The sequence below is a fragment of the Heliorestis acidaminivorans genome (assembly GCF_008933955.1).
In the GTDB taxonomy this organism is placed as follows: domain Bacteria; phylum Bacillota; class Desulfitobacteriia; order Heliobacteriales; family Heliobacteriaceae; genus Heliorestis; species Heliorestis acidaminivorans.
Window position 1 is genome coordinate 283,973 of sequence record NZ_WBXO01000001.1, and the last position, 18,737, is coordinate 302,709.

The window sequence follows — 18,737 nt, forward strand, 5'->3', positions numbered from 1 at the left end:
CCCCTAATCGTGACTAGGTATTTTTGAAACCTTGTTCTATCAGGGCCATAACTTTGTTAGTAGCTTCTTCTACAGTTATGTTGTGTTGCTCGCCTGTTTTGCGTACTTTTACTTCTACAAGACCTTCTTTGATAGCTTTGCTACCTATTACAACTCTTATTGGAATTCCTATTAGATCAGCATCTTTGAACTTTACTCCAGGTCTTTCATCGCGATCATCTATAAGCGCTTCTATGCCCTGTTGTAATAAGTTTTGATAAAACTTTTCAGCAATTTCTCTTTGTTGCTCATCTTTATAAGATAAAGGAACAACTATGACTTGATAAGGAGCTATAGACATAGGCCAGATGATTCCTACTTCATCATGATTCTGCTCTACTGTAGCTGCCATAGTGCGACTTACACCTATTCCATAGCATCCCATTACCATGGGTTTTTCTTTTCCTTTTTCGTCTAGAAAGGTACAGCCAAGGGCTGTTGAGTATTTTGTACCAAGTTTAAAAACCTGTCCGACTTCTATACCTCTTGCTTCTTCTAAGGGTGCTCTGCATTTTGGGCAGGCTTCCCCTGCTTCCACCATACGCAAATCGGCTTCAATCGTAACTTGGAAATCTCTACCTGGGCAAAGATTGACGACGTGTTTGTTCCGTTCATTAGCGCCGGCAACAGCTCTTGTCATTTTCATAACTTCTTTGTCTGCGTAAATCTTGAGAGCTCCAAGTCCCTGAGGCCCTAAGAACCCTTGTCCTCCCGGACTAATCTGTTGACATTCCTCTTCTGAAGCTAATTCTAAGTCAAGTGCTTGTGTTAGGTTAGCAAGTTTGACTTCGTTTAATTGATGATCGCCCCGAATTAGAACAACAATTACTTCTTCATCGGCACGATAGATCATAGTTTTTATCATTTCAGAAGGAGAAATATTCAAATAGTTACTTACTTCTTCAATCGTTCTTTGCTCGGGTGTATCTACCGTTAGCATGTCCAAAGGTTCCTGTGGAGATACTGTTTCGGTTAATGCACTTTCTGCTTTTTCAACATTAGCGGCATAGTCGCATTGGTGGCAAAAGAGAATAGCGCCTTCACCTGAGTCAGCTATCACCATAAACTCATGGGTGCCTCCTGTTCCACCGATAGCACCAGCATCAGCTTCTACAGGTCGAAAAGTTAATCCACAGCGCTTGAAAATATTGCTATAAGCATGGTACATACTTTGATAAGTTCTATCTAAAGCTTCTTCATCTCGGTCAAAAGAATAGAGATCTTTCATAATGAATTCCCGACCTCGTAAAAGACCGAAACGCGGACGTCGCTCATCTCGATATTTGTTAGCTATTTGATATAACAATAGTGGAAGTTGACGATAAGAACGAATATCATTACGTACAAGATCTGTTACAATTTCTTCGTGCGTTGGCCCTAAGCAAAAGTCTCTATTGTGTCGATCTTTCAGTCGAAATAATTCATCACCATACACGTGCCAGCGACCAGATTCGGCCCATAGTTCAGCTGGTTGCATGACGGGCATAACTATTTCTTGACCATCGGCTTTATTCATTTCTTCTCTAATGATTTGTGTGATCTTCTGTAAAACTCGATGGGCTAAGGGTAGGTAATGATAAACACCAGCAGAAGATCGTCTGATGTAACCAGCTCGTAATAAGAGTTGATGGCTTACTACTTCTGCTTCTGCAGGGGTTTGTCTTAGTGTTGGGGCCATTAGTTTACTCATTTTCATGGATCGATTCACTCCACATTACGTTCTTTAGGGCAGACGAGCAATTTCTTCTAATAAAGATTGTACCATTTCTTCTTGTGAGACTTTTCTTATGACTTTTCCTTGTCGGAAAAGTAGCCCACAGTCTTTTCCACCAGCAATCCCCACGTCTGCTTCTTTGGCTTCACCGGGACCGTTAACGACACAGCCCATAACAGCTACAGTAAGGGATCTCTTCTCTGTAGCTAATGCTTTTTCAACTGCTTCAGCTATAGAGGCTAAGTCAATCTGACATCGACCACAGGTGGGACAAGATATGAGTTCTGGACCACGTTGGCGAAGACCTAAGGATTTTACAATTTCCCAGGCTGTATTAACTTCAGGAACAGGATCACCTGTTAAAGAAACTCTTATAGTATCTCCTATACCTTGGGCTAAAAGAGCACCAATACCTACTGCAGACTTGACGATGCCGGAACGAACTGTTCCGGCTTCTGTTACACCTACGTGTAAAGGATAGTCTACTTTTTCTGCTAGACCTTGATATGCTTTAATCATTAAAGGTACTGATGATGCTTTTAGTGATATTTTCATCCAAGGATAGTTTTCATTTTCTAAGATTTGAATATGACCTAAGGCACTCTCAATCATGCCTTCTGGCGTAATTCCTTGATATTTTTCTAATATTTCTTTTTCTAAGGATCCGGCATTGACTCCTATGCGTATGGGAAGTTCTCTTTCCCTTGCAGAGGCAATCACTTCGCGAACTTTTTGCGCGCCACCTATATTACCTGGATTCAATCGTAGTCCATGTACTCCTGCTTTAATTGAATCGATGGCTAGTCTGTAGTCGAAGTGTATGTCAGCTATCACAGGTAAGGGAGAATTTTTTATGATCATTGGTAAGGTTTCTACTGCCTCTTGATCGGGAACGGCCAATCTTATAATTTCACAACCTGCTTCGGCAAGTCTGTTAATCTGGACAATTGTACTTTCTTTATCTCTTGTATCGGTATTGCACATCGATTGAATTGATACTGGCGCATTACCACCAATTGGTATGGAGCCTACTTTTATTTGTCTGCTCTTTCGGCGATATACTTGCCCTTCCAAATTATTCGCCTCCCATCAAGCGAATTACATCACGATAGGCAATGAGAATCATCAAGGTAATTAAGAAGGCAAAACCAATGAGATGAATCATGTTTTCTTTGGCAGGATCAATCGGTTTTCCTCTAATTGCTTCTATAGCTAAAAATAGCAGTCGACTACCGTCAAGAGCAGGTATGGGTAACAAATTAATGATTCCCAAGTTAACCGACAAGATTGCCGCTAACATAAGTAGGTTGGACCATCCTGTTTCTGCCGCTTTACCAATTTCACTGACAATCATGACAGGGCCACCTACTTCAGCTGGTGCAGCACCTGTGATCATTTGATAAAGACTTTCTAAGATTAAGCTGGTAAGCATGTAGGTGTTCATTAAACCAAGACGAATGGATTCTAAAAAGCCTTGCTTTTCATGATGATAAGCACTTTCGTCTACTACGATACCAAGTTGTCCAACGTTTCTTTCTGGATCTAAAGCTGGTGTGACGCGAAATTCTTGCACCATTCCTTGACGATCAACCATTAAGCGCATTTCTTCACCAGCTCTAGGATGAATTTCTTGAATTAATTCAGCCCAGTTGCTTACAGGCCTATCATCAACTGCTACAACACGGTCTCCTGGTTGAATACCCGCCATGGCTGCTGGTCGATCTGGTAGAACATCACCAATTACATTGGTGAACATGGGTATGCCTACAATAGCGTAGATGTAGATAAAAAGAAGAATAGCTAAAACAAAGTTCATAAAGGAGCCAGCAAAAATAATAGCCGCTCTCTTAAAAATCGATTTGTTATTAAAACTGCCAGCGTCCTTTAATGAGCCTTCTTCCTGCTCTTTGTTTTCTTCGGGATCCATACCGGCCATGCGGACGAAACCGCCAATCGGTAATGCTCGCAGTGCGTATAGAGTAGGCCCTCGTTGATGACCAAATAGTTTTGGTCCCATACCGACACTAAATTCTAGCACACGAACTCCTGCCATTTTGGCCACAATAAAATGACCAAATTCGTGGAAGACAATGAGCAACCCGAATACAAAGACAGAAGCGAGAAACGTCATTGAGAAACCTCCCTATGAGGGTTGACCTGGATTTCAGCAAATTCTCTTGCCCATTGATCAGCTATCTGAATATCTTTTAGTTTTGGTTTGGCAACCCAATTATGTTTTTCCATAGTTCCTTTTACTATTCTTGGGATATCCATAAAAGCAATTTTATGGTCTAGAAATGCATGTACAGCAACTTCATTAGCGGCATTCATAACAGTAGGCATGGTTCCATCGGCTCTACCTGCTTGCAAGGCTAATTGTAAAGCAGGAAAACGGTCGTAGTCTGGCTTATGAAAGGTTAGACCAGCAAGCTCTGTAAGATCTAGTCGTGGCCACTGGCTGTCCCATCGCTGTGGATAGGAAAGTGCGTATTGTATGGGTAAACGCATATCGGGGTGGCCAAGTTGGGCTATTACAGAACTGTCAGCAAATTCCACCATGGAATGAATAATGCTTTGCGGATGAATTAGTACATCAATACGATCAAAGTCGATATCAAATAACCATCTTGCTTCAATAACTTCTAATCCTTTATTCATAAGTGTAGCTGAGTCGATAGTAATTTTAGAGCCCATACGCCAATTAGGATGACGTAAAGCATCTTCTGCTGTTACTTTTTGCAAATCTTCTAAGGATTTATCTCGAAAAGGACCACCTGAAGCTGTTAGTAGAAGTCTAGCTTGTTGGCAATCTTGTTGTTGAAGACATTGAAAAATTGCTGAATGTTCACTGTCTACAGGTAACAAGGATACGCCTTTTTCTTTTACTTTTTCCATGACTAGAGCACCGGCTGCTACAAGGGTCTCTTTATTAGCAAGTGCAATATTTTTTCCTTTTTCAATGGCCGCTAGGGTAGGACCTAAACCAATGGCACCACTAACGGCCGTAACTATGGTATGAGCTTCTTCATGAGTGGCTACTTCTGTAAGACCTTGTAAGCCTACAGCTACAGTAACATTAATATCTTGCTCATAAAGTGCTTGCTCTAGTTTTTCTGCCGCCAAAGGATCCATCAGTGCTACTAAAGATGGTTTGTATTTTTTTATCTGTTTAAGCATTTCTTTCCAATTAGAGCTGGCCGCTAACGCTACCACTCGTAAAGCATGGTAGTGTTGATCAACTACTTCTAAAGTTTGTTTGCCAATGGAACCTGTTGAACCTAGTATGGCAATTGCTTTGGTCAACAACGTCACCTCGTTTGCATTTCACGGAATATACCGGCTCGATAAAATGATAAAAGTAGTAATACTACCGCAGGACCAATTATTATACCTATAAAACCAAAAGCTCTTAATCCTACATAGATTGCTAATAAAGTTATTAGTGGATGAAGGCCGATAGAGTCTGCAACGACTTTTGGTTCAATCATTTGTCTTGTAATTGCTATAAAGCCGTATAGCAAAGCAAGTTTAGCACCTAATCCATAGTTCCCAGTTAGCAACTCCCATCCAATCCAAGGGATGAATAGTAGTCCAGGACCTACGATAGGTAGAATATCAAGCATTCCAGCAAGTACACCAATTGTAAATGCATATTCAATACCTATTATGTAGAGTCCAATTATTGTTAAAATACCTGTAATTGTAATCAAAATAAATTGAGCTCTAATAAAACCAATAAAAGCGCGACCCATTTCTATGATTACTTGGCGTGCTTGTTTTGCTCTATTGCGAGGTAATATACCATATATAAGTCCTAATACGAGCCTTTTATCACGACTAATAAAAAATGTTGCAATGATCGTAAATAATAAGACTGTAAAAAACTCAGGCAAGGCCGCCAAGGTTTCCAGCAAAAAGTTAGATAATGAGACCATCATGTTCTTAACGGTAACTAAGCCGTCTGAAGTAACTCTTTGTAAGGTTGAAACAACTTCAGGCGATGAGTAAAGCAGAGCATAATAGGGCTCTGCCGCATCAAGCCATGATGTAAAAAAGTCGCTTATCTTTTGTGGTGAAGGCAAATTCGCAGCTATTTTTAGAAGCTCTACAACGAGACGACTCGTAATAAAAAAGAGTGCAAAACTAATTATACTAATAGTAAAGAATAGGGAGATTAAGGTAGACCATCCTCTAGAAAACCTTGTGTTTTTAGTCAAAAATTCTACGACCGGATCGATCAAAACTGCGATAGCTGTTCCAATAATAAAGGGGAAAAGGTATATAGTTAAGCGTCCTAAGATCTCATTTGTCAAAGGAAGTACATAGTTAAGTGCAAAATAGAATAAGACTAAACTAATTGTCCAGATAGATAGTTTTATGAGTAAGGATAATGAATCTTGCCAGTCCTTCATTACAGCCACACCTCAATTATTTGAAAAAAATAATAGGCTACAGGAGCGGTCCATAAGATACTATCAAAACGATCTAATACTCCTCCATGGCCAGGTATGAGGGTGCCAGAATCTTTAATGTTTGCCATTCTTTTTAGCGCAGACTCAGCCAAGTCTCCAAATTGACCAACTATAGAAAGAATTAAAGAAAGAACAATCCATAAAGACAAATCTACATTAGGAAACCATAGTGAACCAAAAGTTACACCGATTATGATAGCTAAGACTATGCCGCCTAAAGAGCCTTCCAAAGTCTTCTTTGGACTAAGCTGTTTGGCTAATGGTCTTTTCCCAAAAGCTCTGCCAGCAAAGTACGCACCAGTATCTGTTGCCCAAGTTATAAAAAAGGTGATTAGTAAAGCTTCTAAGCCGCTAGGAAGTTGGCGTAGTAAGATGAGATGACCAAGCAACCATCCTGTCATCAATGCTCCAGTGACAGCTATAGCACCATCTTGGGGGTTGCCTTCAGGAAAAGTAATTGTGAAATGTGTTAGTATAGCTAAAGTCGCCAGAGCTATTAGCCAAGTTAAGCCAACTCCACCATGGTGAGCTGCAAGAACAAACATTACTACGAGTGGATAGGCAATCCAAAGTGGCGGTCGATGATCCATACGGCGAACCATGACATGATACTCTCTATAACCAATGAGAGCTAGAATAGCTACGGCTGTGGTCATTAACCAACCGCCTTGATATACAATGACCACAAGAAGAGGGATACCTATGATAGCACTTGCAATTCGCTTCCAAAGCACGAGGTAAAATCCTCCTATACTTTTACGCCACCAAAGCGCCTATCTCGCTTCTGAAAATCAATGATAGCCTGCATAAGCTCGATGCGCCCAAAATCTGGCCATAAGGTAGGCGTTACCCAAATCTCTGTATAAGCTGATTGCCATAATAAAAAGTTTGATAACCTCAGCTCTCCAGAAGGACGTATTAATAAGTCTGGATCGACCATTCCAGCTGTATAGAGGTATTGTTCAAATAGATTTTCATCAATTTCTTCAGCTTTCATGCGACCATTCGAAACATCTGTGGCAATTTTTTTGACAGCTTCTACTATTTCTAAACGACCACCGTAGTTTAAAGCAACATTTAAGACCATTTTATCATTCTTAGAGGTTTTTTGGATAGCTTTTTCCAATTCTTTACGTGGTCTCTCTGGCAAGTCCGAGATAAGACCTATAGTAGATACGCGAACACCTTTCTGATGTAAATCATCAAGTTCTCGTTGTAAGTATTCTACTAACAGATCCATCAGAGCGCTAACTTCATCGGCCGGTCTTTTCCAGTTTTCTGTTGAAAAAGCGTATACTGTTAGAACTCCTATACGTAAGTCTTCACAAGTTTCTAAAACTCTTCGTAAGGATTCAACTCCGGCTCTATGGCCTGCCGCTCGTGGTAAGCCTCTGCGATTGGCCCAACGTCCATTGCCATCCATTATAATTGCAATATGTCGAGGTAAGCGCTGGGAGTCAATTTGCTTCATCAATTCTTCTTCTGATGGGGTGGTTTTTTGTTCTCGAAAAGGCCAAAAACGCCTCGTCAAATCAAACCCCTCCCGTACTAATTTTTGCCATGAAATATGTTTTTAATAAGTGATAATAAAGATAGGAGACCCCCTCGGAGCCCCGAGGGGGTCATAATTTTAGTCTACTCAACTATATAAGAAAGTTGGTATAGAGGAGTTTGATCTTAGATGACTCTTGAAAGCAAACTTGTAGAACACGACCTTGTGGTCTTATATCTACTTCTTTTGATGAAGCTGAACCTGTTTTTTGAATTGATACAATAAATCCCTGTTCTTCACAGAATTTTTGAGCTTGATCAAGAGGAAGTCCAATTAACTGTTCAAGGTCTCCTTTTGCTGTTAGGAGGTTCAAATCTCCATGATCTCCTCTTCTTTTCTTTCGGCAACAGCGTCTACTTCTTTGATATACTTATCTGTTAGTTTTTGAATTTCATCTTGGCCTCTTTTAGACTCATCTTCAGAAACGCTATTGGACTTAAGAAGTGCTTTTATTTCTTCATTTCCATCGCGACGGAAGTTTCTCAATATGACACGATATTCTTCCGCTCTTTTCTTTATAGTCTTTACAAGTTCCGCTCTACGCTCTTGAGTTAGAGCAGGAATAGCCAAGCGAATAACTTGTCCATCATTAGAAGGTGTTAGCCCTAAGTCTGACTTAAGGATAGCTTTTTCAATGGCAGCAAGATCACTTTTACTCCATGGTTGAATGACCAAAAGACGTGGTTCTGGAGCTGAAATATTACCTACCTGGTTCACTGGTGTTGGTGTGCCGTAATAGTCTACAATAATTTTGTCTAGCAAGGCGGGATTTGCTCTTCCGGTACGAATACTCTGGTATTCTTTTCGAAGGGCATCTAAGGACTTCTTCATTTTTTCTTCTGTTTCCTTCTTGATGCCAGCAATCATGAATCGTTCCTCCTTACAATCGTTCCAATCTTTTCTCCTGTGATTGCCCTTTTTATGTTACCTGATTCATCTAAACCAAATACAATCAAGGGGATATGGTTATCCATACATAAAGAAGTTGCTGTGGAATCCATAACACCTAGTCCACGGTTGAGTACTTCTATATAAGATAATTCATTGATTTTTTGTGCATCTGGGTTTTTTCTAGGATCGGAATCATAGATTCCATCTACACCTCGTTTGGCCATCAGAATTACATCAGCTTCAATCTCAGCGGCTCGCAAGGCCGCTGTCGTATCAGTTGAGAAATAAGGGTTGCCCGTACCAGCGGCAAATATTACAACACGACCTTTTTCGAGATGCCTTATGGCTCTGCGACGTATATAAGGCTCTGCTACTTGTCGCATCTCGATAGCTGTCTGTACACGAGTGTCAATGTTACGCTTTTCTAAAGCATCCTGTATAGCTAAAGAGTTCATAATAGTAGCCAACATACCCATGTAATCTGCTGTTGCTCGATCCATTCCTTTGGCAGAGCCAGCAACACCTCTCCATATGTTGCCGCCACCTACTACAACAGCAACTTCAGCACCACAATTTTTAACTTCACCAATCTGATCGGCAATGGAGTTAACCACATCTGGATTGATTCCATAGCCTTGATCTCCCGCTAGTGCTTCTCCACTTAATTTGAGGATGACTCTTTTATATTTTAATTGCAATGGAGTTTTACCTCCCCTGTTCTCTATTTCCATTTCTACAGAAGCTTGGAAAATCCTTTTATTATAAAAAAGAGAACACTTTTTTTGTGTCCCCTTTTTTCGGTCTAAATGAAGCCTTATAGCGGCATTACTTTTTCATTTCAGCCATTACTTCAGCTGCGAAATCATCTTGCCGTTTCTCTAGGCCTTCACCTAATTCAAAGCGAACAAAGCGACGAATGTTGATGTTTTCACCAATTCGTGCAATTGCTTCTTTGATCATTTCTTCTACTGTTTGATCTGGATTCTTAATAAAGCTTTGCTCCATGAGACAAATCTCTTTGTAATATTTTTCGATACGACCGTCAACCATCTTATCGACAATATGTGCAGGTTTGCCTTCATTCAGTGCTTGGGAACGAAGAACTTCTTTTTCTTTCTCAATGTAAGAAGCAGGTACTTCTTCTCTACGAACAAATTCAGGTTTTACGGCTGCTACTTGCATAGCTATATCGCGACAAAGATTGCGGTAATCATCAGTTTTGGCTACGAAGTCTGTTTCACAGTTTACTTCAATCAGTACGCCAATGCGTCCGTCGCCATGAATGTAAGACTCAACACGTCCTTCTGCTGCAATACGGCTTGATTTCTTTGCTGCGGCGGCTAAGCCTTTCTCACGCAAAAAATCTACTGCTTTTTCAAGATCACCATTAGTCTCAGCTAATGCTTTTTTACAATCCATCATGCCTGCGCCAGTGCGTTCACGCAGTTCTTTAACCATAGCTGCTGTAACCACAAACGATTCCTCCCTAAAATTCACTCACTCTATTAGTATTCCCGTATCTGTTAGAGAATAGTCTAGTAAAAAAGGGTGACCACGGGGTATACCCCGGTCACCCCTCTGAATTATTGGGCTTCCGATTGTCCTTGGTTGCCTTCCAAAACAGCATCGGCCATCTTGGCTGTGAGCAACTTAACGGCTCTGATAGCATCATCATTACCGGGAATAACATAATCAATCTCATCAGGATCGCAGTTTGTATCTACAATACCAACAAGAGGAATTCCTAATCGACGTGCTTCTGCCACTGCAATACGCTCTTTTCGAGGATCGATGACAAAAATTGCGCCCGGTAGGTCTTTCATATCTTTGATGCCGCCAAGAAAGCGCTCTAGCTTTTCTTTTTCATGCATCAATTGAGAAACTTCTTTCTTAGGTAACAATTGCATAGTGCCGTCTTCTTCCATCTTCTCCAATTCACGCAAGCGTGCAATACGCTTTTGAATGGTTTGGAAGTTAGTCAGCATACCGCCTAACCAACGTTGGTTGATAAAGTACATGCCACAACGCTCTGCTTCTTCCTTAACGGAATCTTGAGCTTGCTTTTTCGTACCTACGAAAAGAATCTTCTTACCCTGCGCCGCTACGTCACGGATAAAGTTATAAGCCTCGTCTACTTTGCGTACCGTTTTCTGCAAATCAATAATGTAAATGCCGTTACGCTCAGTGAAGATGTAGGGGGCCATCTTGGGATTCCAGCGACGTGTCTGATGTCCAAAGTGAACACCTGCTTCGAGCAGTTGTTTCATTGAGATAACCGCCACAACTCCACCTCCTTCCAGGTTTTTCTTCCTCCGGTTGCTTCATTCTCTTTCGCCACCCTGTCTCATAACATGGGAACCGGACGAAAAGGTCTGTCAACCGTGTGTAATCACACCAAAATGAATATTATCATAGAAGTCTTAGCTTGGCAAGAAAAATGTCAAATTTTCATTGTCTTCCTGTAATGACAGCGGCCATTTCTTCGTATGACATAGATCTGCTGAGGTAATAAGTTCCAACTTTTATAGTTCGCACATAGTTTTGCAAGATCATGAAACTGTTAAATTGCTGGCTATTATCGATTAAGCCAGCTTCTTCTAACCGTTTGGCCACTTTTTCTGATGTATCTCCACGAAAAATTGTAAATTCATGATAGGTAGCCACGGGAGCTTCTACTTTATCCATAACTACAGTAAGATTATCTTCTACTAAGGTTACTTCATTCTTAGTTGCCTTTATTGTTTCTAATTCAACATGTTCTGTTATAGATAAATCTTTAGCTTCCTGTTCCATTGGCACTGCTTCTTGTTCATTTTCTTGTTCTTCAAAAAAATCGACTCTTTCTTGAGACGAAACGGCTTTTTGGACATACTTTTCAACGAACTTTTCAATAACCTCTTCAATAGTTTCTTCAGTTGTTTCTTCAGTTGTTTCTTCAATAATTTCTACGATTTCTTCTTCAACATACTCTTCTGTAAAAGAAATATTTTCTTCTTCATATTCCTCTTCTACTGGCTCTTTTTTACTTTCTGATTCTTCTAAAAAGCCAACTCTTTCTTGAGATAGTCTGTCTAACTGTGGACCTGCATAATGAAGCAAAAGACCAAGTATAAAAAATAACAAACCTATGGCAAAGAGAACCCTCCCGTCGGTCGCTTTACTAAAGCGATTAGTCGAGAAGGTTCTTTGTTCATTAGGATGTTTTGTTCCCAAAGTACTAAGCCCTCCTACGTAATTCACTAATTAGCTGAAGCTCACCTAAACCTATATGTAGCAGTTGGGCTATCTCCCTGTCTTGAATGCCCATTTGGCGTAAAACTGGGATCTGCTCATAACGTTCATTTTTGCTCCAATTTTGTGGAGTGCCTTTGTCTAATAGTCTTATATATTCTTCGCCCTGTTGATATAAACTTTGGGGACTATTTTTGCTCTTACTGTAGTTTTTTCCTTCCAGCTGTTGTCGATATTCTTCAATATAATAAGGTCGAGATGCTACTTTCTGTGGTACAGAAGAGACTACTTCAACCTTTTTGTTTACTACTTCTTTTTCTACAGGCAATTTATTATGCTCTTGATGTGCTAAGTTTGTTTTGGCTTGTTCTACTTCACGTTGTATTTTGGTTACAATTTCTTCGCTCTGTAAAGTAGCTACTTTAAGCAGTTCTTCCATATCTCGTTTAACCAATTTAGCTTCGAGTAGTTTTCTATCGATCTCTACGGCTTCTATTAGTTCTTCTTCCTTTTTACGATTCTGCTTAGAGAACTGAAGGATTCCCCCCGCCATTAGAAAGATACCGAGGCCTGCTAGTATTAGACCAAAATCCACAGATTAACCTCCTCATTTATACTCTAATATCGAGATGTTTTCCTTTACGAGAATCGTTTTGTTCCTCATCAGCTAAATCTTTAGAAGAATTCTTGCTATTTTTGCTTTTTTGTTTTTGCTTTTCTCTACGATTTTTTCCATCTTCTTGTGTATCTAATTTAGATTCTTCAGAATTAGGTGAATGTAAAACTTTCTTTAAATTGTCTGCAGAGTTTTGTTGAGCCTGTTGCGCCATCCAATCCTGCTGATTTTGTGGTGTCTGCTGTTGAGTTTGCTGTTGATTACTTACTTTGGGTACTTTTGGTAGCAGAACTTGCATATCGACAGAACGAATTGTCATAATCCTCACACCCTTAAATTTGAGAATAGAAGTTAAGTTACTTCTAATAGTTGTAAGGTTTAAAACGCAATTCTCCTTCTTCAATCAGAATGGTGGCAAAGTCAATTTTATCACGAATTCTTGTTGTATTTTGACCGATTTTTATTCCTACGCCTGGATATATACATGTAGCCGCTCGTATTTTGCCGCGATTTCCTTCTTCTACCCGTAATTCTAAAATTTCTTTTTCTGCCTCTAAATCCTGTATTGTCTTAAGGAGTTGAAACTGCGTACGGGTTAGTCGCATTAACAAAAAGCGCTTGTCTTCTGCTAATGAGCCCAAACGTGCTTCCCAGTCTTTTAAGACTTTAATTGCTTTTTGTGTTTTGTCTAAGTTCAAGCGGTTCTCATCAAGTGCATTGCAGACTTCGTTATATTTTTGCCTAATTTCTGGGCAGACACCAACTTCTAGTTCTGTCACTGTTGAGTGTAAAGAACCTAATGTTTTTCCTACTATCTCACTACCTGCTCTACATTGTCCACCCACAATTAAGCCTTTTTTGCCACCTACTATCAGGTTATAGCCTGCATCAATCATAGAATGCATGATTGCTTCTCCTACGACTACATCGCCACCTGCCTTGACAGTAGCATTCTGAATAAATCGCGAGACTAGATTTCCTTTTACATCAATTATTGAACGTTGTTGTCCTTGAATGCCCTGGCGTACTGTGAGATTACCACCTACAGTAACATTGCCTCCGTCAATAGATCCGCCTACCTCTAAATCTCCTTCACATTGTACGGAAAAACCAAAAGTTATAGAGCCTCGAACGACAACAGTTCCTAAAAAGTTTAAGTTACCAGAAGAAAAGTCAACATCGCCTTTTAATTCAAAAACAGGATCTACAATAACTTTGCCACCTACAATGTGGACATGTCCTGCTGTAGTCGCTGTCAGTGATTTTTCATCAGCGCTTAGGTCTGTGTTTTTACCAACGGCAATTCGAACATCTTTACCTGCTTTAGCTTTTAATTCTTTACCTTTTACAGTCATGCCCGGTTCGCCTGGTGATGCTGGCGTTTTTACAACCAGTACATCTCCAGCCTGTACATTCTTAATAAGGTTTAGATTGTAAAAGTCTACTCGTCCATGTTCAATTTCCATAGGCTGTATGCGTGTATCAGTGCTAAATTTATACTCAATAAAACCATCTTGTCCGTTTGTAGGCTTTTTACCTTTTGCTACTACAACATTGTCTGAAGGATTCATCATTTTAACGGCATGTTCTACCTCTTGTTCTAAAATACCGTACTGAACTCCGGCCTGTTGTATAGCTTCTTTCGCCATTGTGATACTTACAGGGGTTCCACCATTTTCTGGTGGTACTACGACAAGATAAGCTTCCATTTCATCTCTTGAGAATTTTACTACGACTTCCCCATCTTTTTTTTCTACCAATTTCTCATTATTATTTATATCTTCTCTCTCGTCCACCTTTCTGTTTTCGCTCATGTTGATCTCCCCTTTACATCAAAAAATTTTTTTCTTTTGCCTAGCTAGTTGTCCTCGCAAACGCAAAATTGCTTTAGTGTGAATTTGAGAGATTCTTGATTCTGATAAATTAAGAACAGCACCAATTTCTTTTAGGGTAAGTCCTTCGTAATAGTAAAGTGCAACAACTTTTCGTTCTTTATCTGAAAGTTTATCAATAGCTTTCGACAATATTTGCCTAAGTTCTTCAAACTCTATTGATACACCAGGATCTTCTACATTTTCATCAACAATTGTTTCTATAAGTGAAAAAGTATCGCTTTTATCTCTATCTGCAGGCCAGTATTCGTCTAATGATAAAAGGGTGGTAGCTTTTAAATCGTTCATTAGTTTCTGGTATTCTTTGTTTGTTAAACCCATGGCTTCAGCAACTTCTTCATCATTAGCTTCACGGCCAAGCTGATGGGCCAGTAAAGCAAAAGTTTTTTCTACTTCTTTTGCTTTCTGTCGTAATGATGCAGGCACCCAGTCCATAGCTCGTAATCCGTCTAGAATAGAACCTCTAATCCGAGCGATAGCATAAGTCTCAAATTTGAGCCCTCTTGCAAGGTCGAACTTTTCAATAGCGTCAATTAAACCAAAGATTCCGTAACTGTTTAGGTCATCTCTATCCACATTTGGAGGTAGTAAGATAGCTAGCCTGCTTGCCACATATTTAACAAGAGGTGCATAGTAAAGTATAAGCTCTTCCCTTGCTGTGCAATCATTTTGGACTTTATAGCGATGCCAAATATTGCTGGTATCTTCTTTTTTAGAATATATTGACATTGTAAGGGCCACCTATACCGCTCCTTCACGGAGAAGTAAACTGGTTTGAAGTGTCATTACTTGCTTCACTCCTCCAGTTGCATCTTCCGGATGATTTCTGCTGCCCGGGCCGGATCCGTTGCAAGCAGTTCTTCTAGATCAGCTTCTATCTGACCTGGAACGAAAGGCTTTTCGGTAGGAAGCTTTACATCTAAATGGTTACCTTTTGATGTTTCTGCGATTGTAGAAGAATCTTCTTCCTCTAAATTGCTTTCTCCTAGGCTTTTAGAGTTATTCTCTTCTATAATTCTACCAAGATACCAAGATACGGCATAAGTTAGCGCTCCAACAACAAGAGCCGCCATTAGAGTTCTTGTTATTACAGCTTTCCATGCAACCGATGCCCCGATAGCAACGGCCGCTGTTAGTAAGCCTGAAAAAAGGGCCATGCCAGCGGAGAACCATATGGCGACGTTAAACACCACATTTCCTCCCTATAGGACTTTTTCGCCTCGATCAATGGTGCGTATAAATAGTTTTCCCGTGCTAGTATCTAATTCAATCGTCCGCCCATAATTGCCACCTGTTTCCCTGGCTAATAATGGTATTTGTTCTTTTCGCAATTTTTCAATAACAGCTTCTGCATTCCTTTCCCCAATTCTCATGACATCAGAAGCGCCTGGAAAAGCAAACATTTGTGCACCGCCTGCAATTTTGGCAACAAGACGGCTTTTTGCCGCTCCCAAACGCCTCATCTCATCAATTAAATAGGGAATGGCTGTATCTGCGAATTTGGCTTTATTATCTGAGTTTCGTGCTTGTGTTGATGTAGGAAGCATGATATGGGCTAGACCTCCGACTCGTGCTGTTCCATCATAAAGGCATATACCAATACAGGAACCTAAACCAGAGGTCATTAGATTTTGGGGTGCTTTAGACACTTTCAAATCGGCCATGCCCACTTTAATTAGCACGCCTTCATCATCCCTTCACTCCGAGCAGTGCCATAATTATTCCTTATCTTCTACTGACTCAATAGCTAAGACTTTTTCGATGTTGATCAAAATTAAAAGCCGCTCATCAATTTTGCCCACACCGTAAATGAACTCTTGCTCTAAAGATCCTTGTAAGCCTGGAGGCGGCTCAATGTTTCCATTGGCCAAGCCTATTACTTCAGAAACACCATCAACAATAATCCCTACTGTTATATCTTTGACCTTAACTATAATAATTCGAGTGCGGTCTGTAGTTTCTCGAGGGGATAGAGAAAAACGTTTGCGCAAATCAATAACTGGCACAACGTTTCCTCTCAAGTTTATGACACCTTCAACATAAAAGGGTGCCTTCGGAACACGGGTAATGTTAAGAAGGCGATTAATTTCTTGAACATAGTGAATATTGATGGCATATTCTTCGCCATCTAATGTAAAGGCCACCAATTGTGATTCGTCGTAAAAATCTACCCTATCCATCAAACGTCACCTCTTACAAGAGAGTTCCTACATCAAGAATCAATGAAACTTGACCGTTGCCTAAAATCGCAGCTCCTGCGATACCACAAATGCCTTGTAGTAGTTTGCCAGGTGATTTGATGACAATCTCTTGCTGACCAATTAAAGAATCGACAATTAGTCCCGCCTTCTTTTCTCCTTTACGTACTACAACAACGTAAAGTTCTTCTGTATGAGTACCTGCACGAGGTACTTCAAGGACTTGATCAAGACGTACTAAAGGAAGTACTTGACCTCGTAGTAAAACTACTTCTTGATTCTGTACTTTCTTAATATGTCCTTGTTCAATGCTTGTTGTCTCATCAATAGCACCTAAAGGTATAGCATAAATTTCATCGCCCACATTGACTAGGAGCGCTTGAATTATAGCAAGGGTCAAGGGTAGTCTAATTTTGAATTTTGTACCTTTGTTGATTTGTGTCTCTATCTCTACTGAACCACTTAATGATTCTATTTTGGTTCTTACAGCATCAAGACCTACACCGCGCCCTGATATATCAGATACTTGCTCAGCTGTTGTAAATCCTGCCATCCATATTAAGTTTACCGCACCCTGTTCGTCTAATTGTTCTGCTTCTTTGGCAGTAATTAATCCTTTTTGAATCGCTTTGTTTTTGAGTTTTCCAGCATCAATGCCTCGACCATCATCTTCTACTTCAATAACTACGTTGTTACCTTCATGTTTGGCTACAAGACGTAGTACTGCTTCTACAGGCTTGTTCATTTGACGACGAACTTCTGGTTGCTCCACACCATGATCAATTGCATTTCGTATCAAATGTACGAGGGGGTCGCCAATCTCATCAATTACTGTGCGATCTAGTTCAGTCTCTTTGCCTTCTATGATTAAGTTTATCTCTTTGCCTAATTCTTTGGCCAAGTCACGAACCATGCGAGGGAAACGGTTAAATACTTGTTCAATAGGAACCATTCGCACTTTCATCACAACGGTCTGTAGATCTGTTGTAATGCGATCAATGTGCTCTATGGTCTCATTAAGCTCAGCAAGATCACTGGTTGTAGAGATTTGCTCTAGTCTGGTCTTACTAATTACTAACTCACCAACAAGGTTCATTAAGTTGTCAAGTCGCTCAATATCAACTCTAACTGTAGGACTAATCTTCGTCTTCTTAACAGTCTCTTTGCCTGTAGCTGTCTTTATTTCTTGTTTTTGACTATCTCTCTTATCTTCTATATGTACTACTTCAAGTTTTTCTTCTACAGCTACTGCATTATCTAAAAATTCATCCTTAGATAATTCTTGACCTTTTTGAGTTTGTACTTCATCAATATTAATATCTGTGATTGACAAGACTTCTACTTCAGCTATACTTTCCAGTGTTTTTATAACTTCTTCTTTGCTGTCAGGGGTCACTACCACTACTTGGAATGTACGATCAAATTTTTCCTCTTCAAGTTCTTGCGCCGTTGGAACTGACTTGATAATTTCGCCTGCTTCTTCTAGATTACGGAAGACCATGAAGGTTCTAGCAGCTTTCATGACACAACTTGCGTCTAGCTGTACATTAATATGGTAAGCTTGCAGTTGTTTGCGATCAGCTTCTCGAAGGATTGTTAAATCGTACTGGTTGATATTAAAGGAAGCTAAGAGCTCTTCATTTTGCTGATTTTCTCTCTCTTCCTCTTCTTGTAATATCTTTGTCAGGTTCTCTTTAGGTTCTATAATCTTCTTTACTTTCTTCTCTTCTCTATCTAGTTCCCCAGTGCCAGCTAATCGCAATAATTGAATTAGTTCTTCCCCATTACCTTTATTATCGCCACCACTTACAATGGCATCTACCATGTTTTCTAGGGAGTCTAAACACTTAAAAAGCAAGTCTACTACCTTTGTTGTTACTGCTGATGGTGAACCTCTCAAGTTTGATAAAACATTCTCCATCTCATGGGTAAGTTCGGCTATGCCTTCAAAGCCCATTGTTGCTGACATTCCCTTGAGCGTATGAGCTGAACGAAAAATTTCGTCCAAAACTGCAACGTTATGAGGGTTATCTTCGAGCTCGAGAATCTTCTGATTTAATGTTTGAAGGTGTTCCCGCGATTCTTCTAAAAACATATCAAGGTATTGGGACATATCCATTTTGTCCACACCT

The 18,737-nt window shown here is 40.1% G+C and carries 21 protein-coding genes; all 21 read right to left on the reverse strand.

Going from position 1 to position 18,737, the window contains the following annotated elements; translation table 11 throughout:
- Positions 1 to 13: 13 nt before the first annotated feature.
- Entirely contained in the window at positions 14 to 1,735 is a 1,722-nt protein-coding gene (locus F9B85_RS01335) for a proline--tRNA ligase (protein WP_151617807.1), read from the reverse strand.
- Between the two features lie 27 nt (positions 1,736 to 1,762).
- A complete protein-coding gene (ispG, locus tag F9B85_RS01340) occupies positions 1,763 to 2,827 on the reverse strand; it encodes a flavodoxin-dependent (E)-4-hydroxy-3-methylbut-2-enyl-diphosphate synthase (protein ID WP_151617808.1) in 1,065 nt (354 codons plus the stop codon).
- A gap of 1 nt (position 2,828) precedes the next feature.
- A complete protein-coding gene (gene rseP, locus F9B85_RS01345; protein WP_151617809.1) occupies positions 2,829 to 3,884 on the reverse strand; it encodes an RIP metalloprotease RseP in 1,056 nt (351 codons plus the stop codon).
- Positions 3,881 to 5,056, reverse strand: coding sequence for a 1-deoxy-D-xylulose-5-phosphate reductoisomerase (locus F9B85_RS01350; RefSeq protein WP_151617810.1), 1,176 nt, complete (start codon positions 5,054 to 5,056; stop codon positions 3,881 to 3,883). Before F9B85_RS01350 ends, rseP begins: the two co-directional genes overlap by 4 nt.
- Before the next feature lie 5 nt (positions 5,057 to 5,061).
- Positions 5,062 to 6,165 carry a sporulation integral membrane protein YtvI gene (gene ytvI / locus F9B85_RS01355; protein WP_151617811.1) on the reverse strand — a complete coding sequence of 368 codons (1,104 nt, stop codon included), beginning with the start codon at positions 6,163 to 6,165 and terminating at the stop codon, positions 5,062 to 5,064.
- The gene (locus tag F9B85_RS01360) at positions 6,165 to 6,959 is read right to left on the reverse strand and encodes a phosphatidate cytidylyltransferase (protein WP_170270072.1); all 795 of its coding nucleotides are present in this window, start codon (positions 6,957 to 6,959) and stop codon (positions 6,165 to 6,167) included. Before F9B85_RS01360 ends, ytvI begins: the two co-directional genes overlap by 1 nt.
- A 14-nt stretch (positions 6,960 to 6,973) precedes the next feature.
- The gene (locus F9B85_RS01365; RefSeq protein ID WP_279237698.1) at positions 6,974 to 7,756 is read right to left on the reverse strand and encodes an isoprenyl transferase; all 783 of its coding nucleotides are present in this window, start codon (positions 7,754 to 7,756) and stop codon (positions 6,974 to 6,976) included.
- A 112-nt stretch (positions 7,757 to 7,868) separates the two neighbouring features.
- Positions 7,869 to 8,090: a hypothetical protein gene (locus tag F9B85_RS01370; RefSeq protein ID WP_151617813.1), complete on the reverse strand. Its 222-nt coding sequence runs from the start codon at positions 8,088 to 8,090 to the stop codon at positions 7,869 to 7,871.
- The gene (gene frr / locus F9B85_RS01375; protein ID WP_151617814.1) at positions 8,087 to 8,644 is read right to left on the reverse strand and encodes a ribosome recycling factor; all 558 of its coding nucleotides are present in this window, start codon (positions 8,642 to 8,644) and stop codon (positions 8,087 to 8,089) included. The genes F9B85_RS01370 and frr overlap by 4 nt, the downstream gene beginning before the upstream one ends.
- Positions 8,641 to 9,366: a UMP kinase gene (gene pyrH / locus F9B85_RS01380; RefSeq protein ID WP_243138026.1), complete on the reverse strand. Its 726-nt coding sequence runs from the start codon at positions 9,364 to 9,366 to the stop codon at positions 8,641 to 8,643. The genes frr and pyrH overlap by 4 nt, the downstream gene beginning before the upstream one ends.
- A 127-nt stretch (positions 9,367 to 9,493) precedes the next feature.
- Positions 9,494 to 10,126, reverse strand: a complete 633-nt coding sequence (gene tsf, locus F9B85_RS01385) for a translation elongation factor Ts (RefSeq protein ID WP_151618359.1) — start codon at positions 10,124 to 10,126, stop codon at positions 9,494 to 9,496.
- A 125-nt stretch (positions 10,127 to 10,251) separates the two neighbouring features.
- A complete protein-coding gene (gene rpsB, locus F9B85_RS01390) occupies positions 10,252 to 10,950 on the reverse strand; it encodes a 30S ribosomal protein S2 (protein ID WP_151617816.1) in 699 nt (232 codons plus the stop codon).
- 166 nt (positions 10,951 to 11,116) lie between these two features.
- Positions 11,117 to 11,881: an endolytic transglycosylase MltG gene (locus F9B85_RS01395; RefSeq protein WP_151617817.1), complete on the reverse strand. Its 765-nt coding sequence runs from the start codon at positions 11,879 to 11,881 to the stop codon at positions 11,117 to 11,119.
- A 4-nt stretch (positions 11,882 to 11,885) separates the two neighbouring features.
- Positions 11,886 to 12,494, reverse strand: a complete 609-nt coding sequence (locus F9B85_RS01400) for a hypothetical protein (RefSeq protein WP_151617818.1) — start codon at positions 12,492 to 12,494, stop codon at positions 11,886 to 11,888.
- Between the two features lie 16 nt (positions 12,495 to 12,510).
- Entirely contained in the window at positions 12,511 to 12,834 is a 324-nt protein-coding gene (locus tag F9B85_RS01405; protein WP_151617819.1) for a hypothetical protein, read from the reverse strand.
- Between the two features lie 43 nt (positions 12,835 to 12,877).
- Positions 12,878 to 14,329 (reverse strand): DUF342 domain-containing protein, encoded by a 1,452-nt coding sequence (locus F9B85_RS01410; RefSeq protein ID WP_151617820.1) that lies wholly within the window; start codon positions 14,327 to 14,329, stop codon positions 12,878 to 12,880.
- Between the two features lie 18 nt (positions 14,330 to 14,347).
- Positions 14,348 to 15,136, reverse strand: a complete 789-nt coding sequence (locus F9B85_RS01415) for a FliA/WhiG family RNA polymerase sigma factor (protein ID WP_151617821.1) — start codon at positions 15,134 to 15,136, stop codon at positions 14,348 to 14,350.
- A 65-nt stretch (positions 15,137 to 15,201) separates the two neighbouring features.
- Complete coding sequence (locus F9B85_RS01420) at positions 15,202 to 15,597, reverse strand: hypothetical protein (protein ID WP_151617822.1); 396 nt, start codon at positions 15,595 to 15,597, stop codon at positions 15,202 to 15,204.
- Between the two features lie 12 nt (positions 15,598 to 15,609).
- Positions 15,610 to 16,071, reverse strand: coding sequence for a chemotaxis protein CheD (locus F9B85_RS01425; protein WP_151618361.1), 462 nt, complete (start codon positions 16,069 to 16,071; stop codon positions 15,610 to 15,612).
- Positions 16,072 to 16,125: 54 nt separating this feature from the next.
- Positions 16,126 to 16,587 carry a chemotaxis protein CheW gene (locus F9B85_RS01430; protein WP_151617823.1) on the reverse strand — a complete coding sequence of 154 codons (462 nt, stop codon included), beginning with the start codon at positions 16,585 to 16,587 and terminating at the stop codon, positions 16,126 to 16,128.
- A 13-nt stretch (positions 16,588 to 16,600) separates the two neighbouring features.
- Positions 16,601 to 18,724 carry a chemotaxis protein CheA gene (locus F9B85_RS01435; RefSeq protein ID WP_151617824.1) on the reverse strand — a complete coding sequence of 708 codons (2,124 nt, stop codon included), beginning with the start codon at positions 18,722 to 18,724 and terminating at the stop codon, positions 16,601 to 16,603.
- Between the last annotated feature and the right edge of the window lie 13 nt (positions 18,725 to 18,737).

Excerpts from the sequence above, each read along its gene's own strand:
- F9B85_RS01405 (WP_151617819.1), bottom strand. The coding sequence starts at position 12,834 with ATGACAATTCGTTCTGTCGATATGCAAGTTCTGCTACCAAAAGTACCC.
- rseP (WP_151617809.1), bottom strand. The coding sequence starts at position 3,884 with ATGACGTTTCTCGCTTCTGTCTTTGTATTCGGGTTGCTCATTGTCTTC.
- F9B85_RS01415 (WP_151617821.1), bottom strand. The coding sequence starts at position 15,136 with ATGTCAATATATTCTAAAAAAGAAGATACCAGCAATATTTGGCATCGC.
- F9B85_RS01410 (WP_151617820.1), bottom strand. The coding sequence starts at position 14,329 with ATGAGCGAAAACAGAAAGGTGGACGAGAGAGAAGATATAAATAATAAT.
- frr (WP_151617814.1), bottom strand. The coding sequence starts at position 8,644 with ATGATTGCTGGCATCAAGAAGGAAACAGAAGAAAAAATGAAGAAGTCC.
- ytvI (WP_151617811.1), bottom strand. The coding sequence starts at position 6,165 with ATGAAGGACTGGCAAGATTCATTATCCTTACTCATAAAACTATCTATC.
- tsf (WP_151618359.1), bottom strand. The coding sequence starts at position 10,126 with ATGGTTAAAGAACTGCGTGAACGCACTGGCGCAGGCATGATGGATTGT.
- F9B85_RS01435 (WP_151617824.1), bottom strand. The coding sequence starts at position 18,724 with ATGGATATGTCCCAATACCTTGATATGTTTTTAGAAGAATCGCGGGAA.
- F9B85_RS01425 (WP_151618361.1), bottom strand. The coding sequence starts at position 16,071 with ATGGCCGATTTGAAAGTGTCTAAAGCACCCCAAAATCTAATGACCTCT.
- F9B85_RS01430 (WP_151617823.1), bottom strand. The coding sequence starts at position 16,587 with ATGGATAGGGTAGATTTTTACGACGAATCACAATTGGTGGCCTTTACA.
- F9B85_RS01335 (WP_151617807.1), bottom strand. The coding sequence starts at position 1,735 with ATGAAAATGAGTAAACTAATGGCCCCAACACTAAGACAAACCCCTGCA.